This is a genomic window from bacterium, assembly GCA_024742285.1.
In the GTDB taxonomy this organism is placed as follows: domain Bacteria; phylum Myxococcota_A; class UBA9160; order UBA9160; family UBA4427; genus UBA4427.
Map to the genome: position 1 here is coordinate 47,250 of JANSYR010000023.1, position 22,246 is coordinate 69,495.

A 22,246-nucleotide genomic window follows, 5' to 3' on the forward strand; every position below is an offset into this window, starting at 1 on the left:
CTCAGTCGACGCCTTCCCGCGCGAGATCGATCGCCGTCAGTACGGCCCGCGACTTGTTCATCGTCTCCTCGAACTCGTACTCGGGCTCGCTGTCCGCGACGACGCCCGCCCCCGCTTCGAGAGTGACCTTGTCGTCCTTCGCGACCATCGTGCGAATGGTGATCGCCATGTCCATGTTGCCGGAATAGTCGAGGTAGCCGGCGCAGCCTCCGAAGAAGCCGCGACGGACCGTCTCGAGCTCGTCGATGATCTCCATGGCGCGGACCTTCGGTGCGCCCGAGAGCGTGCCCGCCGGGAAGGTCGCGCGCAGCACGTCGAGCCAGTCGAGCCCCTTGCGCAGCTTCCCGTGCACGTTCGACACGATGTGCATGACGTGCGAGTACCGCTCGACGAAGGCGTAGTCGTCGACCTCGACGGAGCCGATCTCCGAGACCCGACCGGCGTCGTTCCGCCCGAGGTCGACGAGCATGAGATGCTCGGAGCGCTCCTTCGGATCGGCGAGCAGGTCGGCTTCGAGCGCCCTGTCCTCCTCTGGCGTCTCCCCCCGCCAGCGGGTACCGGCGATCGGTCGCACGTCCAGGCGATCTCCTTCGACCCGCGCGAGGATCTCCGGCGAGGCCCCGACCATGACCGCGTCCTCCATCCGGATGAAGAACATGTAGGGGCTGGGGTTGATCACGCGCAGGTGTCGGTAGATCGAGAACGGGTCGACCTGGAGCGGCAGCTGGAATTGCTGGGCGAGGACGACCTGGAAGATGTCACCCGCCTCGATGTACTCCTTGGCCCGCTTCACGATCTCGTGGAACTGGGACTCGGTCATGCTCCGCTCGACTTCCATCGGCGCACGGACCGGTGTCCGACGGGGCTCCGCCGCGAGGGGCTGGCGGATCTGCTCCACCATCTTCTCGATCCGCGCGGAGGCCGCGTCATAGGCCGCCCGCGCGCCGGCTGTCCCGATCTCGGCGTGCACGACGATCAGGGCCGTGTGCCGGACGTTGTCGTAGACGACGACGAATTCGGGGAGCACGAAGAAGGCGTCGGGCAGGCCGACCTTGTCCGGATTCGCGTCCGGGATCTTCTCGACGAAGCGCACCCAGTCGTAGCCGATCATGCCGACGGCGCCGCCGATGAAGCGCGGGAGGGCGAAATCGGTCGGCTGGACGGCCTGGTACGCGCGCAGACGGTCGCGCAGGACCTCGAGCGGATCTCCGCCCGTGTCGATCACCTCGGTCGAATCACCCTCGGTCCACTCGACCCGGCTCCCCGTCGCGGAGAACTTCGCGCGTGCGCCGACACCCAGGAAGCTGTACCGGGCCCACTTCTCCCCGCCCTCGACCGACTCGAGGAGGAAGGCCGTCCGGCCGTCGTCGATCTTGCGGAACAGGGAGAGCGGCGTCTCGAGGTCGGCCATGACCTCGCGTACGACCGGGACGTGATTCCCCTGCTGGGCGAGCGTTTCGAACTGCTCGGGGGATGTGCGAAGCACGAGGTGATCTCGGGGACGGGACCGGCGGGACCGGTGCGTCGGGAGTGGGTAGGGGGAGCAGAAAACCCTGTGATTCTAAGACCTTGTGGTGAGTCCAGCAAGCGATGGGCAGCGCGTACGGGCCACGGGGCGCTGTGCCGCCTCAGAAGCTGACGCCGGTCCCGAAGCCGGAGTCGAAGAGCTGGTCCTCGCGCCCTTCCCCCAGCCCGATGAAGCGGAACATCAGCCCGCCGCGGAGGTTGTCCCGCCGATCGACGGCGACGGTCGCGCCCACCGACCAGCACCGGCACTTCGAGACGTACTCGAACGTCCCCGAATTCCGGATGAACTCGTCGCGTTCCGCCAGCTTGTAGACGGTCGCGTACCGCAGGCGTATCCGCGACGTGAGCTCCACGATCGCCTGCCCTCGGATCTGGTTGATCGCATCGATCTCACCGATCCGGACGACGCCCCGGTCGCTCTCGAGGACCGGCGGAATCCGGCGTCGGTAGCGATAGCCGCCGACGAGGGTGAAGCGACGCAGCAGCCAGAGGTCGACTTTCTTCCCGAACCGGAGATCCAGGCCGCCCTCGTCGAGGGCGAGCGCCTCCGGGTCGAAGGCCGCGACCGCGCGCGCGGAGAAGCCGCGAAGGGGCATCATGCGGCCGTCGAGGAAGACGTTGCCGAGCCCGCCTTCCGCGAAGTCGTAGTCGATGCCGGTCAGGACCTCGCCGAGGAACTGGAGCGACGCTCGGGCGCGGCGCTTCTGGTAGAAGCGCTGGCCGACGGCGGCCACGACGCGGTTGGCGGTCTCGATCCGATCGGCGGGGTCGCGCGTGATGGCTTCGAGCGAGAGCGAGCGCAGGCGAGACTGCTCCACGAGCCCCCGCGGCGTGAACAGAGGATTGCGGTCCTGCTGTCGCTGAGAGACGAGGGCCCATCCCAGTCGCGGCTCGACGACGTGCCGAAGCAGGCCGCCCCGACCGCGCTCGAACTCACGCGCGAGCGGATTGCGCCACTCGAGCCGCGCCGTCAGCAGCCCGCGCTCCCCGAACTGTTGCTGATCCGTGCGGTAGAGGCTCTGGCGCCAACCCACCTCGGGCGTCACGGCTCCGAAGCGACCGAGGTGGAAGCGTCGGGCGACGCGCGGATGGATCACCGCCCGCACCCCGCGCTCGCGGATCGGCTCGCCCGGCTCGAAGAGGCCGTTGCCGCCGCCGAAGTCGAAGGGACGACCCGAGACGGTGGCCGGCACCAGCCCGTCGGCACCGAGATCGTAGAAATGGCCGTCCGCGACCGAGGGATTCGCGCCGGGCCGCGGGTCGTACACGCTCTCGTGATCCCGGATCGACCGGAAGTGGACGACGTCCGCGTCGAGCAGGAACTCGATGCCGCCGGGGGCCACCGCTGTCCCCGGCTGGACGTCGACGGCCGCTTCCCCGAACCGCTGCAGCGTCACGTCGTCGGCGTCGAGCAGCTGGACTTCCCCGGGCGGGACCGTGTCCCGCCTACGGATGCCCTGGACGTCGTCGGCGAAGCGGGCGCCGACCATCGCGCCGAGCCCCCCCGCGTCGCCGAACGAGCGATGGACGTTCGTCGTCGACTCGAGGAATCGGAACTCACGGAAGGGGCGGAACTCGGCGAAGTCTTCGGGGTAGAAATTGTCGGAGACGTACTTGAGGTCCGTATTCCAGCGCCACTCTCCGGGCAGCATCTGGTCGTGGAGCCAGCGAACGCCGAAGCGTCGCGAATCCGTGCTCGCGACGTCGTCGTCGCGCTGGTCGTAGAGCCCCGAGACGAAGAGATCGCCCCCGGATCGCTCGCCGAAGACGTACTCGATCTGGCCGTCGCCCTTGAAGCCCCGCTCCGAGAAGTAGTTGGGCGTGAACGTGACGTTGACCTGATCGTGCGCGGCCCAGAAGAGCGGCAGTCCACCGCCGAAGCCGCTCCGTCCGCCGAGCACGAGCTGCGGGAGCAACACGCCGGACTCCCGATCGCTCTTCACGGGGAAGAAGGCCCAGGGGAACCACAGCACCGGAACCCCCAGCACGTCGAAGGTGGCGTTCCTGACCGTGCCGTAGTCGCCGACTTCGACGTCGGCGTCCGCGGTCCGAATCTTCCAGGGCAGCGGCTCGCCCGGCTCGCAGCGACACGTCGTGAAGACCGCGTCGCGCATCTCGAACGTGTTCTCCCCGGTTCGGATCATCTCCTTCGCGCGGATCCGGAACCCCTGACTGCCGGCGTCGAAGCCACCGTCGAAGAACATCCCGCGCAGGGTCTCGACGTCGAAGACCATGAACTCCGCGCGCAGGACGTCGCTCTCGTCGACCAGCTCGACGTCGCCCTCGGCCACGCCGGTCTGCGTCTGGGTGCTGAAGGCCACCCAGTCCGCGCGCAGGGTCCGCGTCGTCTGGATCACGTGGACGTTGCCGGTGGCGACGTAGAGATCACGCTCGCCGTCGTAGTCGATCCGGTCCGCGGTGATCTCGAGGGGATCCTCGAGCCGCGCGCGGTCGACCTGCTGTGCAGCGACGGGTCCCGTGATCAGACAGGCCACGGCGATCGCCAGGCGAATACACGCGGGCAGACCGCGGCCCCTTCTGCTCTGGCAGGTGGCCCCTCGCGCCACGCTTCCCCCCGTCGCCACGGAACGCGCGCTGCGCGCACTCCTGTGCGGACAGGGGGACGCTACCTGAGTGCCGGCGGCCCGGCCAAACCGGCGGCTAGCTCGCCTGGGCGAACCGGGTGAGCGCCGTCGTGAGCGCCGCGCGATCCGGCGCGACCAGCTCGTCTTCGACGAGCCGGAGGAGCTTCTGGTCCATCAGCTGATGCAGTGCTTGATGGGTCTCCTCCATCGACAGATCGCACCCCGCCGACAGCTCCCGGAGGCTCGTGCGGAGCCGCAGCTCGTCCTCGTTCTCGCCGACGGGACGGGTGGCCAGGAAGCGGACCAGCGGACCGACCAGCTCGTCGAGACCGAGTGCGGCCAGGCGACGCTCGGCGCCGATCAGGCGCGTGGCCAGGCGCTGGATCATGCGCACGCCGATCTCCGGGCGTTCCATGCACATGAGCTCGAAGGTCTCGCCATCGATCTCGAGGATCTCGGTCGGGCCCGCCGCGACGGCGCGGGCAGTCCGAGCCTCACCGAGGACGACGCTCATCTCGCCGAAGAAGTCCCCCGGGCCGAGGCGCGCGATGACCCGCGGCCCCGAGCTCCCGGAGCGGCTGATCTCGACCCGACCGGACTGGATCACGTAGAGGTCGATCCCTTCGTCGCCCTCGTCGAAGACGACCTCGCCGTCTTCGAAGTGGCGCTGGAAGGCCTTCCGGACCTGGATCTGTGTCGTTTCTCCCGCAGACAGCCGACCGTCCCCCTCGGCGCTCCGCCCGGCTGGGCGGGGCCTCCGGGTTCTTTCGTCCACGCGCAAGGACCACTTGAGACGGGCCGGTCTGCGTCGCGGTCCGCGCCCCACCGCCCTCAGGAGGCCGGCGGAGTCTCGCGCTGCAGCTGATCGATCAGATCGTCGAGCTCCGGACGACTCAAGACGCCTTGATGGGAACGAGCGATCCGGCCCGACGGATCCACGACGATGAGGGTCGGGAAGGACCAGACTCCGTATTCGACCGCGAGCTCCTGATCGGCGATCGCGATCGGGTACGTCAGGCCGCGCTCGGCGAGCCAGCGACTCACCTTCTGCGGCGGATCCGTGTCCATCGACACACCCACGATCGTGAGCGGCTCGTCCCGGCGTCGCTCCCAGATCTCCTGCAGGATCGGCATCTGCACCTCGCACGGGGCACACCAGGTCGCCCAGAAATCGAGGATCAGGACGCGGCCGCGCTGTTCTTCCAGGCGGACCGGGAGACCGTCGAGACGCACGAGCTCGAAGGACGCGGCCTCGGGTCGCTCGATCGACTCCTCGACGAAGCAGCCGTCGAGGTAGCCGCTCGCGACGACGGTCACGACGAGCACGACCAGCCAGATCCCGATCGCCGCCTTCATCGCGGGCCGCTCACCGGGGGACCCCGCCGCCCAGCGCCCTCATTGGAGCGCCTCCTCGGCGGCGTAGACCAGGTCGTTCAGGAACCCGAAGTAGGTATTGAAGATCGCCAGCTGATTGGAGATCAGCAGGAGGCCGACGCCGGCGAGCAGGATCCCCGAGACGAACTCGAGCGTCCGGAAGTGGCGCTTCATCCTGGCGAAGGCACTGAAGAAGTAGTCGATGCTCCAGCCCGCCGCGAGAAACGGAATCGCCAGCCCCGCCGAGTAGACGGCGAGCAGCGTGATCCCTTCGTAGACGGTGTCGCGGCTTCCGGCGAGGGTCAGGACCGCGCCGAGGATCGGCCCGATGCACGGCGACCAGCCGAAGCCGAACCCGGCGCCGACGGTGAAGGAGCCCATGAAGCCGGGCGCCCCCAGGTCGAGGTGGAGACGCGTGTCCCGCATCAGCCACGACAGGCGGAAGGCCCCCATCATGTGAAGGCCGAAGATCAGGATCACGACCCCTGCGATCTGGGCGATCCCGAGCTCCGCGAAGCCGAGGTCGAGGCGGAAGGTCCGCAGCACGCGGCCCAGCGCGAAGGCGCTCGCGCCGAGCACGATGAAGACGGTGGAGAAGCCGCAGACGAAGCCGAGGCAGGCTTCCATCACGCGGGCTCGTTGCTCACCGGTCGACGCGCCCTCCCCGAGATCCTGGACCGAGACGCCCGAGACGAGCGACAGATAGGCGGGCATCAGGGGCATCACGCACGGCGACAGGACGGAGATCAGCCCCGAGGCGAACACGATCGGGATCTGCGTGACGAAGTCGGACATGGGTTGCGCGGGAAGGTGACGCGCACGTCCCGCCGATGCCAGCACTCATCGTTCGAACGCCGGCAGGGCCACGATCCGTTGCGGTCGGCCCGCGCCGCTGGGTGTCGATCGGCTCGCTGCGTCCCGGCCAACCCTTCCGGCACCGCGCGCGACGCCCGGTCGGAGCCGGACGCGCGCGCGAGGCCGGACGGGACGAGGGCTACCAGCCCATCTCGTCGTAGCCGCTCGTGTCGATCGGCTCGGCCGAGGCCGACGCCGAGGCCGTCGTCGCCGAAGCGACGGCTTCCGGCCGACGGCCGGGCTCGTCGACGTCGCGTCCGATGAACACGATCTCCTGCTCGCCGGTCAGGTGGTCCGGCGTGAGCACGTAGGTGCCGCGCAGGGAGCGCGTGAAGACCTTCTCGGCGACCTGCGAGTCACCGGCGGTGAACGCCCAGGCGAAGCCACCGACGATCAGGCCCCCCGTGGCGTAGAGCAGCTTCACCGGCCCGTAGATCAGGCTCGAAAGGGCTGCCGCGGCGCCGAGGCCCCCTTCGCGGCCCGTCTCCTGGGCCGCGCTCTCGGCGAAGCCCGCGCTCGGGGCGCCGAGCATCGCAACGACCACCAGGGCCGTCATCAAGCGCCGCTTGACGTCGTGGCCGCGCTTCGGGCGCACGGATTCCATGCTCGGGCGCTCGCCCGAGCGATCGATCTCGAATGTCATGATTCGTCCAACCTCTCAATGCGAGGTTCGGACGACACGATCGCGCCGTCCTGCCCTCGACCTCTCACATTCCCCGTGAGGGAGTGTGCCCGATCTTCCGAGGTCGTCCAACTCGCGCGGGTTCCGGCGGACTCAGAACGCGCGGTCGGTATCCAACAGGATCGTGACCGGCCCCTCGTTCACGAGGGAAACCTGCATCATCGCGCGGAACCTTCCGGTGACGACGGGCACGCCGATCGATCTCGCTTCGGCGACCACGCGTTCGAAGAGCGGCTCCGCCGACTCCGGAGGCGCCGCCGCCCCGAACGACGGCCGCCTTCCCTTGCGTGCGTCGGCAAGGAGCGTGAACTGCGAGACGAGTCCGAGGGTTCCCCCCATCTCTTCGAGGGAAAGGTTCATCTTGCCCCCGTCGTCCTCGAAGATCCGCAGACCACAGATCTTCTTCGCGAGCTCCGCTGCGGCGCGCTCGTCGTCGCCCTCGGCGACCCCGACGAGCGCGAGGAGCCCGGCCCCCATCTCGGCGACGCGATCGTCGCCGACGTCGACGGACGCCGACGACACGCGCTGGACGACGGCGCGCACGACTAGATCTCCCGCTGGTTCTGGAAGCGTCCGCGGTAGACCGCTTCGCCCTCGGTGCGCATCAGCACGAGCTGGCAGACCCGCACGCCGGCCACGATCTCGAGGGCCCGGCTCGAGACGTTGCTCATCTCGAGGACCTGGCGATTCGAGACGCCGGGCTGAACGAAGGCGCTCGTCACGTGGATCATCAGACCGAGGCGCGCGAAGCGGCTGCGCCCTTCCAGGAAGCCGCAGAGATCCGGCGGCAGCGTCACGTGCTCGAGGGTGATGCCGTGGATCGTCGACCCGGGTTCGAGGCGATAGGGCTCGTCGAGGTCGAGGACCCGCGTGTGGTCCCGGTAGTCGGTCGCGTCCTCGACCGGAATCGGGGCCTCGTTGCCCACGATCTCCCGGATCTCGCGTCCGAGGGTCAGATCGATCGAAGCCACGCCCACCTGGGACGTCTCGAGCGGGTCGATGTTCACGCGCCCCGAATCGAGTTCGCGCAGGATCACGTCACGGGTCAGGACCGACATCGGGCGCAGAGGCTATCTCATAAATCCCGACCGAGTGAGGGACGCGCCTCTCATGGATGAAAACAGGGGCCCGAGATCAAGGCGCGAAATCGCAGGCGTAGCTACTCGGAGCCTGTCGGCTCCTCCCGACTTCAAGATTTCGCAACGCCGAGATCGGGCCGAAGGCGCGTTCATCGCGACCGAGGGGTTCATGAGATGGCCTCTGAACTACCGTAGAGACATGGCGCACGAATACTTCAACGTGGATCGACCGGTCGTGATCGGTCATCGAGGGGCCGCGGGCACGCACCCGGAGAACACGCTGGCGAGCTTCGCCGCCGCGCTCGAGCAGGGTGCCCAGATTCTCGAGAGCGACATCCACGTGAGTCGAGACGGCGTACCGATCCTGCTTCACGATCCCGACGTCGGACGCGTGAGCGAGGGCGAAGGTCTGGCGGCGGATCTCGACTTCGCCGCCCTCTCCGCCCTCGACGCCGGCCACTACCAGCCCACCTTCCAGGGAGCGGGACATCGCATCCCCTCCCTCGAAGCCGCCTTCGATGCCTTCCCGGACGCGCGCTTCAATCTCGAAGTGAAGTGCGCCGACGCGGCGGCGATCCGCGCGACCCTCGATCTCGTCGCGCGCTTCGATCGCGCGGATCGGACGCTCCTCGCCGCCGGTGAAGACGACGTGATGACACTCCTGCGCGCGGCCCTGCGCGAACACGCCGTCGCCCCGGCGATCGGCGCGAGCCTCGGCGAGATCGTCCAGGCGGTCGGGAGCGCGCTCGGCCAGGGGAAGATGCCCGAGGGCGTCGACGCGCTCCAGATCCCGGCCGAGTTCGCGGGGCAGCCCCTCGCGACCCCGGCGCTCGTCGAGCACGCCCATGCCCATGGCGTCGAGGTCCACGTCTGGACGATCAACGACCTCGAGGAGATCGCCGAGCTCCTCGCGCGGGGCGTCGACGGAATCGTGACGGACCTGCCCGGGCAGATGCACGATTGGTTGGTGGCCGATGGACGACGCTAGGCGCGAGATCGGAGCCCCCTCGCCCTTCTTCGTGGCCTGCCAGGACGCGCTGCGCGGCTCCGCCGAGCTCGGCCCGACCCTCGATCTCGCCTGCGGACGCGGCCGCCATGCCCTCGCGGCGGCCGACCTCGGCCTCGCGGTCCTCGCCGTCGATCGCAACGGCGATCCCCTGGCGGCGCTCCGGCAGGCCGCCGCGCCAGGGCACCGGATCGAGACGCGCGTGGTCGACCTCGAGACCGGTGCGCCCCCTGACCTGGGCACGGCCCCCTTCGGTTCCGTCCTCGTCTTCCGCTACCTCCATCGCCCCCTCGCGCCCTGGATCGAGTCGCTCCTCGCGCCCGGCGGAATCCTGCTCTACGAGACGTTCACGACCGCGCAGCGCGAACGCGGCTGGGGCCCCTCGCGCGATGCGTTCCTCCTCGCGCCCGGCGAGCTGCCGACGCTCTTCCCGAGTCTCGAGCCCCTTCGCTTCGAGGAGGGCCCGACCGACGAGCCGAAGCCCGCGGACACGGCCCGGCTGCTCGCCCGCCGCCCTCGCTAGAGCGTCCCCCCGACCGACCCGCTAGGCGGAGGTCAGCCGGTCGAGCGCCCAGCGGGCATGCTCGGCCAAGACGGGATCGGGGCTCTCCGCGTGGCGCTCGACCGCCGGACGCAGCGAACCGTCCCGGCTGTTGCCGGCCGCGACCAGGGCATTGCGAAGCAGGCCCGTGTGACCCGTTCGCTTGATGGCCGTCTTGTGCGCGTGTTCGCGGAAGCCGACCTCGTCGAGCTCCAGGAGCCAGCGCAGCGTCGGCGACTGCCAGGCCGAGCGCGGCGTGAGTCGCGCGCGCAGTCCCAGCGGATCCTCCGGCGCTTCCCGCGGCCGACTCTGGTTCCAGGGACAGACCGTCTGGCAGACGTCGCAGCCGAAGACGTGCTCTCCCTGCGCCTCGCGCAGGTGCGCCGGAATCGCGCCCCGCAGCTCGATCGTCGTGTACGAGAGGCAGCGCGTCGCATCGAGTACCCAGGGCTCGGGGAACGCGTCGGTCGGACACGCATCGAGACAGGCCCGGCACGTTCCGCAGTGATCGGGCTCCGGCGCATCGGGCGCGAGGGCGAGGTCCGTCAGGATCACGCCGAGCATCAGGTGGGACCCGCGCTCCGGATCGATCAGGCAGGTGTTCTTCCCGATCCAGCCGAGGCCGGCCTGGGCCGCCGCTGCGCGCTCGAGGATCGGTCCCGTGTCGACGTAGCTCCGGGAGACGACCCGGCGCTCGGCGAGCGACGGGAGCGCCGCCTCGAGGGCACGGAGCCGCTCGAGGAGGACGTCGTGGTAGTCGTCTCCGCCGGCGTAGCGGGCGATCGATCCGCGCGGACCCGGATCATCGGCCTCGACCGCTTCCTCGCTCGGCAGCGCCAGCGCGGCGACGATCAACGACTCCGCCTCCGGAAGGACGCGCCGCGGATCGACGCGCTCGTCGAGCCGGCGCCCGATGTAGTCGAGCTCGCCGCCGTAGCCCTGCGCCCACCACTCCCGGACGAACCCGTTGTGCGGACCGGGCGCGGCGGCGGCGAAGCCGACCGAATCCAGCCCGAGTACGAGCCCCACGCGCCGCACCGATTCCGCGAGCGAGCCTCCCTCCGACGGCCGTGCACTCACGACGCGACCGCGCCACGCGAGGGGGCGGCGGAGAGTCTGCGCAGCCCCTCGCCGACCGCCAGCAGGCAGACGCAGCCGAGCACGTAGGTCGCGACGCCCGCCCACTCGTGGAGCGGCCCTCGGGTCGCGAACGCCACGTCGACCTCGATCGCGAGGACCACGGTCAGGATCACGCGCAGCAGGTTGCCGGCGAGCGCGATCGGCACGACCGCGACGACGAGCGCGACCCGACGCCAGGCGACGGAGTCGGTGAAGTAGGCGATGAAGACGCCGATCGGGATCAGCGTCACGAGACTCGTGATCCCGCTGCAGGCATCCGCCACGAAGAGGGTCTGATCGCCGGGCAGCGTCAGCACGTTGCCCTCGCGGAAGATCGCCACCCCGTTCATCTGGAGCAGCCGGACGGCGGCCGTCGAGACGAGGATCTGCAGCTCGACGATCAGCGGGTTCACCCAGGCGATCGGCAGCGGCACCATGAAGAGCAGATACGAGAGCGGGAAGCGCAGGGTCCGGACCCACTCGACGCCGCGCAGCGCGAGCACCGCCACGACGACGGTCGCCACGAAGAGCAGCCCGAGCAGGCTCGCGTCGCCGAACCCGATCAAGCCGACGTAGAGAACGGCCAGGGCTCCCAGCGCGAGCAGTCCGCCGGGGACGGGCGCCGCCGGAAGCGCGGCCAGGCGAACCCGGTGGGCGGTGGCGGCCCACAGGGCGACGAAGGGCACGAGGTAGCCGTGGGAGGCGTACTCGACGCTGCTCCAGACCTCCGAGAGCGCCAGCAGGCCCGGCCCCCAGCCGACGAGCAGCAAGGCGACGATCGCCCACTCGCCGCGCGTCATGTCCACCTCGCGCGGGCCCGTCGCGAGCGCCGGCCCGGACCGCATCGTTGCCGCCGCACTGCCTGCCTCCCTCCCGGATTCACCGGAGGCCACCCCGGGAACACGCCGGACGCGCGCCTCTCGAGTCGGTGCCCGTCCTGGGACATCGGGGGCCGCGCCCTTTGGATTGAGTCCGCTCGCAGCGGTCAAGTCCCATGTCAGCGCAACCGAAACGCAAACGAGCGAAGCCTGTGTGCTGCGCTCGACCGCGCCTCGCGCGCCTCCCGCTTTCGGAAGCCTCATGAACCAGCCCGACGATCAAGCTCCCTCCGAAGATTCCGCGGCCGCTTCCCGCCCGGCAGCGCCGGTCGACCCGCTCGAGGTTCGCAGCAACCCGCGCGTCGGCACCGACCTCGCGGTCGAACTCTACGCCACCGACTTCAGTGGCGCGCTCGTGGGCCGGACCCGCGACCTCTCGATCGGCGGCGCCTGCATCGCCACCCCCTCCCCGTTCTCCGTGAAGGGCGTGCAGCGGATCGTCCTCGACCTGCCCACCCAGCGCGTCATGCTCGACGCGATCGGATGCTGGCAGCGCGAGGATCCCGCCGAAGGGGTGATCCTCACCGGTGTCCAGTTCGAGAATCCCCATCCGGATCACCTCGAGCTCGTCTGGGACCAGGTCCTCGACGCCGGGAAGAAGCTCGCCCGCTTTCTCTACGAGCGAACGGCGCTCCACGAGCTCGGCCTCGAGGAGGCGATGGGCCTCGCGCAGGTCACCCGCTTCCGTTCCCTGAGCCCCGGCGACATGATCTACCGCCAGGGCCAGACCGGCGACGGCGGTGACTCGATCTTCCTGATCATCGAGGGCTCGGTCACGCTCCAGGTCCGCGTCCGCGACGCCTTCGAGCGCCCGCTCACCCAGCTCCAGGTGGGCGATCTCTTCGGCGGTCTGCCGCTCCTCGCGGATCTGCCCCACGCCGAGAGCGCCGTCGCGAACGACCACGTCAAGCTCCTCGAGCTCGACGCGGGCGCGTTCCGACACCTTCGGAGCATGAAGCCCTGGCTCGGGCATCGCCTCGGCGTCGCCCTCCTCCGCGTCCACGCGCAGCGCATGGGCAAGATCATCGGCCTCGTCAGCGATCCATCCTGACTCCGGTATCCTGCTGATCCCACGGACCGGCGCAGCTCCTGCCCCCGAAGCGTGCGCGAGCACCTTCGAGTGATTCGTGAAGGATTGGAGGCCATGCAGGACCGGCTCGTCTTCCTGATCGGTTCGCCGCGTTCGGGCTCGACGCTGCTCTCGCGCGTGCTCGGGGCCCACTCGGCGATCTTCGCCCCCGAAGAGCCGCACCTGATCACGCCTCTGGCCCACCTCGGCTACTACGACGCGGTCGAGGAAGCGCCCTACGACCCCGTGATCACGCGGACCGCGGCACGCGCGCTGGTCGCCGCGCTGCCGAACGGGGAGGCCGATTATCTCGAGGCATTGCGGTCCTATACGGACAAGATCTACGGCGGCCTCTTCGAGAGCGCGGGGGACGCCTCGCTCCTCCTCGACAAGACCCCGGCCTACGCACTCTCCCTGGATTTCCTGGCACGGCTCTACCCCCTGGCGAAGTTCATCGTCCTGACCCGCCACCCCGTCGCGGTCTGGTCCTCGTACGTCGACTCCTTCTTCGACGGCGACGATGCCGTGGCCCACGCGCACAACCCGCTGCTCGAGCGCTACGTCCCCGCGATCGCTCGTTTCCTCCGCGAGCAGCGCGTGCCCTACCACCGCGTCCAATACGAGAATCTGGTTCAGGAACCCGAGGAAAATGCCCGCCAGATCTGCGATTTCCTGGGAATCGAATTCGAGGCCGGCATGGTCGACTACGGCGCCGCCCCGAACGCCCGCGGCGAATCGACCCGCGGCCTCGGGGACCCCACGAACGTCGCCCAGCAGAGCCGGCCGACGACCGACAGCCTCTCCAAGTGGGCGAAGGCCGCGACCGGCCAGCCCGAACGGGTGGGCCTCTATCAGGAGATCGTGGCTCGCCTCGCCGACGAGGACCTCGAGACCTGGGGCCATCCCCGGGCCGACATCGTCCGCGAGCTCGAGGCCATCGACCTGGCAGGCAAGCCCGCTCCCCGCCCCAGGCTCACCCGCTACGCCCTCGAGCGCCGGGTGCTCGTGGGGGTGCGCCGCCGGATCCGGCCGGAGAATGGCCTCGGCCGGCTGGTGAAGAAGGTGCGCGAAGTCTGCGACGTCCTGCTGCGCTGAGCGGGCGGCGGGCGGCATCGCGCCGGCAGCCTGACCGAATCCGCTCACGCGCCCCGCGCCCCCGGCCGATCAGGGGAGCGCCCACCGCGCACCGCCGTGGAAGACTCCACCTGCGGGGCGTGCGGGACCGACCGGGAGACTGCTATACATGGCGCCCATGGAAGAACGCATCATCCGACCCGCGACGAGCTTCGGCGCTGCCGAGCAGAACGACCAGCCCAAGCGCTTCGAGCGCCCCGCCGCCCAGGAGATCTCCCTGTGCTGCGAGATCTCGGCGTACGCGCCGGACGGCGACGACACCCCTCTTTTTTGAGGTGGGGATCCATTGTGCAGAGTTCGCCGCGAGGGTGAGCTCTGCGACGTTGTGGCGTCCTGGTTCGGGGCTGGGGTGCTAGGCACGAACGCGGTTGCTGGCGGTGTCCGGTGATCCGTTTCTTGCCACCATGAAGACATCGAGGCGAGTTCCCTTTGAGGGGCTCGCCTCGTTTCGTTTGGCGCAGCGTCTCGGATCAGAGCTCCTGGGAAACGCGGTCGACGATTCGCTTCATGCGGGGGTGGGCGATCAGCGCGAGCGTGTCGCCGGAGGCGACGAGCTGCTGGATCTCCGGGTCCTGGGCGAGCGCCTGGATCTCGGGGTCTCGGTGGAGGCGGGCGATCTTCGGGGCGACGTCGCCGAGAACGCCCGACAAGGTTTCGCGGAAGGCCTGGGGATCCTCCCGGGCGTCGTCGCCCACGAGGCCGAGGTCCGCGAAGCGGCCACGCACTTCCGGGTCGAGGACCATCGAGCGCATCGCGTTGCGGTTCATGGCGTAGTCGATCGAGCCGTTCTGGATCAGCGTCCAGAAGAGCTTGTCCGAGAAGAGCTGGTCGAGGCGCTCGTCCTCGAGAATCGACTGCACGCTCCCGAGGGTCCGGCCCGGGCGCGCGGCGATCCGAGCCGCGATCTCTCCGGCGGCACCGGCATCGGAGAGCGCGGACGAGACGACGGACTCGACCAGGTCGCCGGTCGCCGCCGTCACCGTCGACGATTCCGTCTCCGGGAGCGCGGCCAGACCGTCGACGGCACCGAGGTCCCGGGCCGCGTCGAGCCAGCTCACGAGCACCGCGAGCAGGACCACGATCAGGCTGCCCCGGGCGACGCCGAAGACGCCGCCGAGCCCGCGATCGAAGGGACCCCGCGGCACGCCATCGACGCGCTCGGCGTCCCAGGCGACCAGGAGGTCCCCCGCGCTGCTCACGACCAGCCAGGCCAGCACGAAGCCGATCGTGCCGGCGATCGCGGGGGCGACCAGCGACGAGACGACCAGGGTCCGCTCGACCCAGCCGGCGAGATGGACCGCGCCGAGCAGGCCGCCGCCGTAGCCACAAGCGAGGCCCGCGAGGCCGGTGCCCGAGACGACGGCGCCACGCCAGGCGCCGAGCGCGGCCATCGCGAGCAGGACGAGTCCGAACAGGAAGTCGAAGAGCATGTCCTCTCCATCGACCCGACGCGAATCGGGCTGAAACCCGGGCCGCGGGGCCCGCCCGGGAGCACGTTGATCGGAGCCTGAGCGCCCTCTCAGGGCCCTGGACAGACCCCCGTCGTCCCCAGGCAGGCGTCCAGCCAGGCCTCCGCGACCGCCGCCGGCGCCCGGCCCTCGAGGTCGACCCGCGCGTTCATCCGTCGCATCGCCGGTGCATCGATCCGCCCCTCGAGCGCCCGCAGGGCCAGGGCGATCCGCGGCGCCCGCTCGACGAACGCGGCGCTGGCGAGCACGACGGCGTCGTAGGGCGGAATCACGCGGCGATCGTCTTCGAGGACCGCGAGCCCATCGGCTTCGATCCGCCCGTCGGTCGAGTAGGCGCTGATCACATCGCCGCTCTCCGACCGGAGTGCCTCGTACATCAGGCTCGCGTCCATGGCGCGTTCCTCCGCGAAGCGCAGCGAATAGCGTTCCTCGATCGCGCGCCACTCCGGGCGCTCGAAGAACTCGAAATCACCGAGGATCTCGAGTCCGCCGGCGATCGGCGCGAGGTCGCTGATCCGCCTGACCCGGCGCGCGCGCGCATCGTCCCCGCGCATCGCCAGGCAGTAGGTGTTCTCGAAGCCGAGGGCGGCGAGGAGGACGACGCCGTGCTCCGCCGCCAGCCGTGCGCGCACCTCCTCGAGCACGGCCGCGCGATCTGCCCCGGCCTGCGTCCGACGCAGGATCGTCGCCCAGATCGTGCCCGTGTAGTCGACGTAGAGATCGAGGTCCCCGGCCGCCAGCGCGTCGAAGGCCACCGTCGACCCGAGCGAGGGCACCTCGGTGGTCTCGCGCGCGCCGGCCTCCTCCGCGACGCCGGCCAGGATCCGCGCCAGGACGTACTGCTCCGTGAAGCTCTTCGCGCCGATCCGGACGGCGGGGCCGCTCGCGTTCGCGGTCTCCGTGTCCGTCCGCGTGCCGTATCCGAGCGCGCCGAGCGCGATCGTCGAGACGAGCAGCGCCGCAGCCCCGATTCGTGCGCGGGAACGCCGCTCGAAGCCGGTCTCCGCGAGGCGCACCACCCCGTCGAGCACGATCGCCAGCACCGCCGCCGCCGCGCTCCCGAGCAGCACCGCCGATAAGTTCCGCGTCTGTAAACCCGCGAAGATCGGGTTGCCGAGACTCGTCCCGCCGACCGGCGTCGCGAGGGTCGCCATCCCGACGACCCAGACCGTCGCCGTCCGCAGGCCCGCCACGATCGTGGGAAGCGCGAGTGGGAGCTCCACCTGCCAGAGCACCTCCCGCGGATCCATCCCCACGCCCCGGGCCGCCTCGACCAGATCCGCGTCGACGCCGACCAACCCGGTCACGGTGTTGCGCAGCATCGGCAGCACGCTGTAGAGCGCGAGCGCGAGCACGGCGGGCAGGAAGCCGATACTCGGCACCGGGCCGAGGCCCAGGCCGTCGGTGATCGTCGCGAGCCCGGCGAGCGCCGGCACCATCAAGGCGAGCAGGGCCAGGCCGGGAATCGTCTGGAGCACGCTCGCCACGGCCAGGACGACACGCCCCAGCCCCGGACGCCGCGACGCGACGACGCCGAGGGGCAAGCTGATCGCGAGGCCGAGTGCGAGGGCCAGGAGCGTGAGCTCGATGTGGCTCGCCAGGTAGCGCGGGAGCTCGGCCCATTGGGCGCTCCAACCGCTCATGCCCCCTCCTCGGTTCCGCCGATCAGGGCTTCGATCCGCTGGGCCTGCCGCCGTGGCGCGCGCAGGAAGGCGTCGATCGCCGCCGAGTCGGCGTCCTGGAGCAGGGCCGCCGGCGTGCCGACGTGCGCGATCCGCCCGGCTTCGAGGAACGCGATCCGATCGCCGAGCAGCAGCGCCTCGCTCATGTCGTGGGTCACGAACACGATCGTCAGATCGAGCTCCTCGCGCAGACTGCGAAGCTCCTCCTGAAGCGCATCCCGGGTCACGGGATCGAGCGCACCGAAGGGCTCATCGAGCAACAACAGCGGCGGCTCGGCGGCGAGCGCCCGCGCCAGACTCACGCGCTGCTGCTCCCCTCCGGAGAGCCTCCCGACGTCGCGGCTTCGATACGTCGCGGGATCGAGCTGGACCCGCTCGAGCAAGGCATCGACGCGCGCGGCGATCCGTTCGGGCGCCCACCCGAGCAGCTTCGGCGTGAGACCGACGTTCGCGGCGACATCGAGATGGGGAAGCAGCCCCGCGCGCTGGGCGCCGTATCCGATCCGTCGGCGGAGCTCGTGCGGCGGTGGAAGCGCGCTGTCTTGGCCGTCGATCCGAACGGTCCCCGCCGACGGCTCGATCAGGCGGTTCAGCATCTTGAGGAGCGTCGTCTTGCCGGAGCCGGAGGCGCCGATCAGAACGAGCAGCTCACCCCGCGCGACGTCGAGGTCCACCCCGTCGACGACGGCCCTGCTCTCGAAGTGGCGGGTGAGCCCGCGACACTCGATCACCGCGACCCGCTCCGTCCGCGCGCCGCGAGTCGCGCCGCCAGGGCCGCCTCGAGCGCGAAGACATGGGCATCGTCCGCGCCCATTCGCCGAAGACTCCTCGCGAGCTCGAAGACGTATTGCGGATTCTCCCCGCTCGGCCCGACCGCGCCTGCGACCTGCGCGGCGATCGCGTCGAGCGGAGCCGGTCCCAGGTAGTTCTCGTTCTCGGGGTGCGCGATGTAGACGAGCCCGCGAACGGGGCGCCGCGGGAGGCGACCGTCGCCCTCGTGCAGGAACACGTCGAGCTCGACGCGGTCGTATCCCCCGCGCTCGCGATGGTCGAGACCGGCGAGGACGCCGTCGGGGTCGTCGATCGGCACCTCGTAGGCCGTGCCCCAGCAGGGGGCCGGCGCGAAGTCCGGTTCGTGCCCCGCCATCGCCGCGTCGGGCAACAGGGTCACGACCCGCCCGGGGCGCTCGGGCACGCCGCGGTGATCGGTCGATCCCTGCCAGAATCGTCGGGCGAAGCCTTCGATCCAGGCGTGACGCCGGGCGCGGTGGGGAAACGCCGGTCGCCACACGAGCGATCCGTAGCCGAAGATCCAGAGCGAGTCGCTCACGACGCGCCGCCCGCGCCCTGCTCCGCCTCGCCTCGCGCCGAGGCCCACCCCGGCTCGTCGTACTCGATCTCGAGGATCTCGTAGACGGTCTCGCCCTTCGGCCGTCGCACGACGACCTCGTCCCCGAGTCGCTGCCCCATCAGTGCGCGGCCGACCGGCGAGTCCACGCTGATCATCCCCGCCTTCGCGTCGAACTCGTCGGGGCCGACGAGGCGATAGCGCTGCTGGTTTCCGTCTTCGTCCTCGATCGTGACCCAGGCGCCGAAGTAGACCCGATCCGCATCTTTGCGCGGGCCCGCGTCGACGACCGTCAGCTCGTCGATCCGTTTGGTCAGAAAGCGGATCCGCGAGTCGATCTCGCGAAGGCGCTTCTTGCCGTAGATGTAGTCCGCGTTCTCGGATCGGTCGCCCAGCGCCGCCGCGACCGAGACCGCCTCGGTGACCTTCGGGCGCTCGTCGGTCCACAGCCAGTCGAGCTCTTCCCGAAGCTTCTCGAAGCCTTCGCGCGTGATGTAGTTCGTCTTCGACATCGACCTGGGCGCGGCGCGACTCCGGCCTGCGCGTGCATTGCGGATCGGGAACTTGCCGACCCACGTCCTATCGACGAGCGCGGCGAACGCTATGATGCCGCCCCATGAGTGAACGATCCAGCGAGACCCCCGGAACGAGCGAGGACCCCGAGCGCCGCGGCCCCCCGCCCAATCCGATCCACCACCCGCTCTTCCTGCCGGTGCTGCTCGTCGCGTTCACCCTCTGGTTCGGCTACGACGGCTTCCTGACGACCGATCCCGAGATGCTCGAGCATCAGAACTTCAATCGCATCATGTACCTCGTGATGCAGCCGATCTGTCTGCGCGCCGTCCCGCGCGGGATCGCCGAGTTCCTCGAGGACCAACAGGCCGCGCGCGCCGCGCAGGCCTGACGCAATCGCGTCGCAAGTCGCCGGCGCACTCCGCCCGCCGCGACGCTCCGCGTGTTCCAGCCCACAGTTTGCGGTCGCGCGATCCCGCGAGCCGGCCGATAAGACCCTCGAGTCGCCCTCCCGAACGCTGCGGAGGAGCCGATCTGGAGTGGTCCTTGGGCGCCCCCCACCATCCGACATCCGACCGGAACGCATCGCGCACGATCGCCCTCGATCCGACCGAGGTTCGCGAGGCCGGCGTGTTGGCGAACGACCGGACCCTCGACTGCACGGCCACCGCCGGCGGTGAATCGAGCGAGGACGTGCCGGCCATCCGGGCGCCGCAGCCCGGCGACGAGCTCCAGGCAACCTACCGCTATCGCGTCCTCCGGCGTCTCGGTCGCGGGGGCTTCGGCTCGGTCTTCCTCGCCCGCTGCCTCGATGCGGAGCGCGGCGCAGCCGAAGACGCCCCGCCGAAGCTCGTGGCGCTGAAGGTCATGGCGCGCCCCGATGATCCCCAGGCGCGGAACTCGCTCAAACGGGAGCTCGCGGCGCTGCTCGCGGTCCGCAACGACCGGATCCCGAAGGTCTACGACTGGAACATCGACGGCGAGACCTGCTTCGCCGCGATGCAGTACTACCCGGCCGGAAGCCTCGCGGACGCCTGGCCCTTCCTGGGGCGCCTCTCGCCCGAGCAGACCTGGCGCCTCCTCTCCGATCTGTTGCAGGCGCTCGGCGCCGCGCATCGCGCCTCGGTTCTCCATCTGGACGTCAAGCCCTCGAACGTGCTGCTCGACGGAAACGGCGGCTACGTCCTCACGGACTTCGGCGTCTCCCACTCGTCGCGCATGTCGAAGGGTCTGCTGCATCAGGGACAGCTCTCGATCGGGCTCGGGACCCACGGCTTCCGCGCGCCGGAGCAGGCGTCGGCGAAGGTCCAGAACTTCGACCTGCGCACGGACCTCTGGGGCGTCGGCGCCACCGCCTGGGCGCTCTTCACGGGGATCGACCTCAACAAGCGCCACGACGTGCTCCGGACCCGCGAGCAGGGCAACATCTTCGGCCTGCAGGCGCTGTCGGACGTGGCCCTCGACTGCCCGCCGCCCCTCGAAGAGATCGTGATGGAGATGCTCTACATCGATCCGACCCGGCGGCCCGGCGGCACGGGCGAGGTCCTGGCGCGGATCCGCGCCATCGCGAGCGGCTTCGGGCTCGACACGGCGACGATCGCGTCGGCGCGGCGCAGCCACGCCGATCCCGACGAGATCGCCGCGATCATCGACGGCCTGGTCGATCCGCTCTGGGCGTCGATCTGCCGGGGACCGGGCTTCGACCGCTACTTCGTGAAGTTCGAGCACGGCGAGACGATCGCCGCGGTCTCCGATCCCGCGCAGCACACGGTGCTCCTGCTCTCGGGCGCGGTCGGCGTCGAGATCGACGACCGCGTCGTGGCGCGGGAGACCCGCGAAGGCACCTTCCTCGGCGCGATTTCGACGCTGACGGGCGCGCAGCGCTTCGCGACGCTCCGCGCCGAGGGGCCCACCTGGTGCTGTCTCTTCAACGAGGCGGAGCTCGAGCAGCTCGTCACCTGCAACCCCGCCGTCGCCGTGCGGATGGTTCGCAGCATGGCCGACCGGATCGCCAGCGGCCCCCCGCGCCGGCGCGGCTGACCCCGACTAACATCGACGCCGACCTAGGGGGTTCCCCCTGGATCACCTCGGGTCGAACATGGCTTTGTCGGGCGTGGGGCCATCCCGCGTCAAGCCCCTCCCACGCGCATCCGATGCGCAGAACGGGAGGGATTCCCCGTCCTCAGGATCGATTCCTGTGCGCGGGTCCACGCCATGGCCGACGACGACCAGACCGAAGAAGAAGAGACGCTCGACGCGTCCTACAAGCCCGACGCCTCCACCCTCGATGGCGACGAAGCGGACTTCGCGAAAGCGCTCGGTTTCGGCGCCGACGGGAATGAGGGCGCGGAAACCACCGCAGCGGACGAGGACACGGCCGCCGTCGCCCCTGCGGTCGCCGACGACGACGCGACCGAAGACGGCGAAGCCGAAGTCGGAGAGAGCAGCCCCGTCGAAGCCGCTGCCGATCCCGGGCAGGACGATCCCCCCAGCGCCTCCCCCGCAGCCGAAGAGGCGGTAGCCGGAGAAGGCGCGCCGGTCGCGACCCAGGACGCCCCGATCGTGACCGCCGGCGCGGAGGACGAGGACGACGACGCGGAGGCCGCGTCCGAGAGCGACCGCCCCTCCGTCGACTACGAAGAGATCCAGCCGCGGCCCGCTTCCGAGGGCATGCAGGAGACGCTCCTGCTGCGTGCGGACGAGGTCATGGCGCGGAGCGAGATCGAGGCACCGCCGATGGCCCCGCCGGATTCGGGCGGCGCGGCGACCGCGACGCTCGCAGCCGAGGACGAGGCACTCGAGGAGATGCGGAGGGACCTGTCGGACCGCGATCGCGCGCTGGCCGCGGCCCTCGCGGACCTCGACGCGACCCACGCGGAGCTCGCGACGGTCCGAGCAGCGCAGGGCGCCGGAGGCGGCGTCGACGAGAAGGAGCTCGAAGAGACCCGCGTCGAGCTCGAGACGGTCACGATCGAACGCGACCAGCTGATCGATCAGCTCGCCGCGAAGAGTGGGGAGCTGGTCCAGTCCCAGCGCGCCGCCGAGCAGCTCGAAGCCTCGCTGCGTGCCGCACGAGGGGCGCTGGTCCCGCTTCCGGAAGGCGAACGGGCGCTCCGGGCCGAGGTCATCGGTCTGCGCGGGCGCCTCGACGACGCCGCCCAGGAGAACGTCCGGCTCGCCTCCGAAGTGGCTTCCGTCGCGACCGAGCTCGCGATCGCCGCGGCCCGGGTCGAGGACCGGCAGCACGAGATCGACTTCCACACCGATCGCGCGGACGACCTCGAGAAGCTCGCCGCCGAGAAGGAAGAGCAGACCGAGGCGGCCATCGCTCAACACCGTGAGGCCCTCACCCTCGCGACCCGCCTCCAGGCAGAGAACAACGAAC

Annotated in this window: 23 protein-coding genes; 8 read left to right on the plus strand and 15 right to left on the minus strand. The window is 70.3% G+C overall.

Annotated elements, in window-relative coordinates:
- Position 1: 1 nt before the first annotated feature.
- From trpE to dcd, 8 genes are all read right to left on the minus strand, one after another.
- Positions 2-1,486: an anthranilate synthase component I gene (gene trpE / locus NXI30_27370; GenBank protein ID MCR9097958.1), complete on the minus strand. Its 1,485-nt coding sequence runs from the start codon at positions 1,484-1,486 to the stop codon at positions 2-4.
- A gap of 142 nt (positions 1,487-1,628) precedes the next feature.
- The gene (lptD, locus tag NXI30_27375) at positions 1,629-4,022 is read right to left on the minus strand and encodes an LPS assembly protein LptD (protein MCR9097959.1); all 2,394 of its coding nucleotides are present in this window, start codon (positions 4,020-4,022) and stop codon (positions 1,629-1,631) included.
- 166 nt (positions 4,023-4,188) lie between these two features.
- Positions 4,189-4,887: a Crp/Fnr family transcriptional regulator gene (locus NXI30_27380; protein ID MCR9097960.1), complete on the minus strand. Its 699-nt coding sequence runs from the start codon at positions 4,885-4,887 to the stop codon at positions 4,189-4,191.
- A gap of 56 nt (positions 4,888-4,943) precedes the next feature.
- A complete protein-coding gene (locus NXI30_27385) occupies positions 4,944-5,468 on the minus strand; it encodes a TlpA family protein disulfide reductase (protein MCR9097961.1) in 525 nt (174 codons plus the stop codon).
- Between the two features lie 39 nt (positions 5,469-5,507).
- The gene (locus NXI30_27390) at positions 5,508-6,281 is read right to left on the minus strand and encodes a cytochrome c biogenesis CcdA family protein (GenBank protein MCR9097962.1); all 774 of its coding nucleotides are present in this window, start codon (positions 6,279-6,281) and stop codon (positions 5,508-5,510) included.
- Between the two features lie 199 nt (positions 6,282-6,480).
- A complete protein-coding gene (locus NXI30_27395) occupies positions 6,481-6,984 on the minus strand; it encodes a hypothetical protein (protein ID MCR9097963.1) in 504 nt (167 codons plus the stop codon).
- 132 nt (positions 6,985-7,116) lie between these two features.
- Complete coding sequence (dtd, locus tag NXI30_27400; protein ID MCR9097964.1) at positions 7,117-7,566, minus strand: D-aminoacyl-tRNA deacylase; 450 nt, start codon at positions 7,564-7,566, stop codon at positions 7,117-7,119.
- Positions 7,567-7,568: 2 nt separating this feature from the next.
- A complete protein-coding gene (dcd, locus tag NXI30_27405) occupies positions 7,569-8,081 on the minus strand; it encodes a dCTP deaminase (GenBank protein ID MCR9097965.1) in 513 nt (170 codons plus the stop codon).
- Between the two features lie 220 nt (positions 8,082-8,301).
- Between dcd and NXI30_27410 the strand changes: the two genes are divergently transcribed.
- Complete coding sequence (locus NXI30_27410; protein MCR9097966.1) at positions 8,302-9,090, plus strand: hypothetical protein; 789 nt, start codon at positions 8,302-8,304, stop codon at positions 9,088-9,090.
- On the plus strand, positions 9,077-9,631 hold the full coding sequence (locus NXI30_27415) for a methyltransferase domain-containing protein (GenBank protein ID MCR9097967.1): 555 nt from the start codon (positions 9,077-9,079) through the stop codon (positions 9,629-9,631). The genes NXI30_27410 and NXI30_27415 overlap by 14 nt, the downstream gene beginning before the upstream one ends.
- A 21-nt stretch (positions 9,632-9,652) precedes the next feature.
- Here NXI30_27415 and queG read toward each other — a convergent pair whose 3' ends face one another.
- Together queG and NXI30_27425 are read right to left on the minus strand one after the other, a co-directional pair.
- Complete coding sequence (gene queG / locus NXI30_27420; protein MCR9097968.1) at positions 9,653-10,678, minus strand: tRNA epoxyqueuosine(34) reductase QueG; 1,026 nt, start codon at positions 10,676-10,678, stop codon at positions 9,653-9,655.
- Between the two features lie 47 nt (positions 10,679-10,725).
- Positions 10,726-11,568 carry an exosortase/archaeosortase family protein gene (locus tag NXI30_27425; protein MCR9097969.1) on the minus strand — a complete coding sequence of 281 codons (843 nt, stop codon included), beginning with the start codon at positions 11,566-11,568 and terminating at the stop codon, positions 10,726-10,728.
- A 280-nt stretch (positions 11,569-11,848) separates the two neighbouring features.
- Here NXI30_27425 and NXI30_27430 point away from each other — a divergent pair, with 280 nt between their 5' ends.
- From NXI30_27430 to NXI30_27440, 3 genes are all read left to right on the plus strand, one after another.
- Positions 11,849-12,697, plus strand: coding sequence for a cyclic nucleotide-binding domain-containing protein (locus tag NXI30_27430; GenBank protein MCR9097970.1), 849 nt, complete (start codon positions 11,849-11,851; stop codon positions 12,695-12,697).
- Positions 12,698-12,790: 93 nt separating this feature from the next.
- The gene (locus tag NXI30_27435) at positions 12,791-13,810 is read left to right on the plus strand and encodes a sulfotransferase (GenBank protein ID MCR9097971.1); all 1,020 of its coding nucleotides are present in this window, start codon (positions 12,791-12,793) and stop codon (positions 13,808-13,810) included.
- Positions 13,811-13,967: 157 nt separating this feature from the next.
- The gene (locus NXI30_27440; protein MCR9097972.1) at positions 13,968-14,123 is read left to right on the plus strand and encodes a hypothetical protein; all 156 of its coding nucleotides are present in this window, start codon (positions 13,968-13,970) and stop codon (positions 14,121-14,123) included.
- A gap of 196 nt (positions 14,124-14,319) precedes the next feature.
- Here the strand turns inward: NXI30_27440 and NXI30_27445 are convergent, their stop codons facing one another.
- From NXI30_27445 to greB, 5 genes are all read right to left on the minus strand, one after another.
- Positions 14,320-15,279, minus strand: a complete 960-nt coding sequence (locus NXI30_27445; protein ID MCR9097973.1) for a CvpA family protein — start codon at positions 15,277-15,279, stop codon at positions 14,320-14,322.
- Between the two features lie 89 nt (positions 15,280-15,368).
- Positions 15,369-16,961: an ABC transporter permease/substrate-binding protein gene (locus NXI30_27450; GenBank protein ID MCR9097974.1), complete on the minus strand. Its 1,593-nt coding sequence runs from the start codon at positions 16,959-16,961 to the stop codon at positions 15,369-15,371.
- Positions 16,958-17,731 (minus strand): ATP-binding cassette domain-containing protein, encoded by a 774-nt coding sequence (locus NXI30_27455; protein MCR9097975.1) that lies wholly within the window; start codon positions 17,729-17,731, stop codon positions 16,958-16,960. The genes NXI30_27450 and NXI30_27455 overlap by 4 nt, the downstream gene beginning before the upstream one ends.
- Entirely contained in the window at positions 17,728-18,330 is a 603-nt protein-coding gene (locus NXI30_27460) for a gamma-glutamylcyclotransferase (GenBank protein MCR9097976.1), read from the minus strand. The genes NXI30_27455 and NXI30_27460 overlap by 4 nt, the downstream gene beginning before the upstream one ends.
- A complete protein-coding gene (gene greB / locus NXI30_27465; GenBank protein ID MCR9097977.1) occupies positions 18,327-18,860 on the minus strand; it encodes a transcription elongation factor GreB in 534 nt (177 codons plus the stop codon). The genes NXI30_27460 and greB overlap by 4 nt, the downstream gene beginning before the upstream one ends.
- A 104-nt stretch (positions 18,861-18,964) precedes the next feature.
- Between greB and NXI30_27470 the strand changes: the two genes are divergently transcribed.
- From NXI30_27470 to NXI30_27480, 3 genes are all read left to right on the plus strand, one after another.
- On the plus strand, positions 18,965-19,252 hold the full coding sequence (locus NXI30_27470; GenBank protein MCR9097978.1) for a hypothetical protein: 288 nt from the start codon (positions 18,965-18,967) through the stop codon (positions 19,250-19,252).
- A gap of 155 nt (positions 19,253-19,407) precedes the next feature.
- Entirely contained in the window at positions 19,408-20,901 is a 1,494-nt protein-coding gene (locus tag NXI30_27475) for a protein kinase (protein MCR9097979.1), read from the plus strand.
- A gap of 174 nt (positions 20,902-21,075) precedes the next feature.
- A partial coding sequence (locus NXI30_27480) for a hypothetical protein (GenBank protein ID MCR9097980.1) occupies positions 21,076-22,246 on the plus strand: 1,171 nt, incomplete at its 3' end.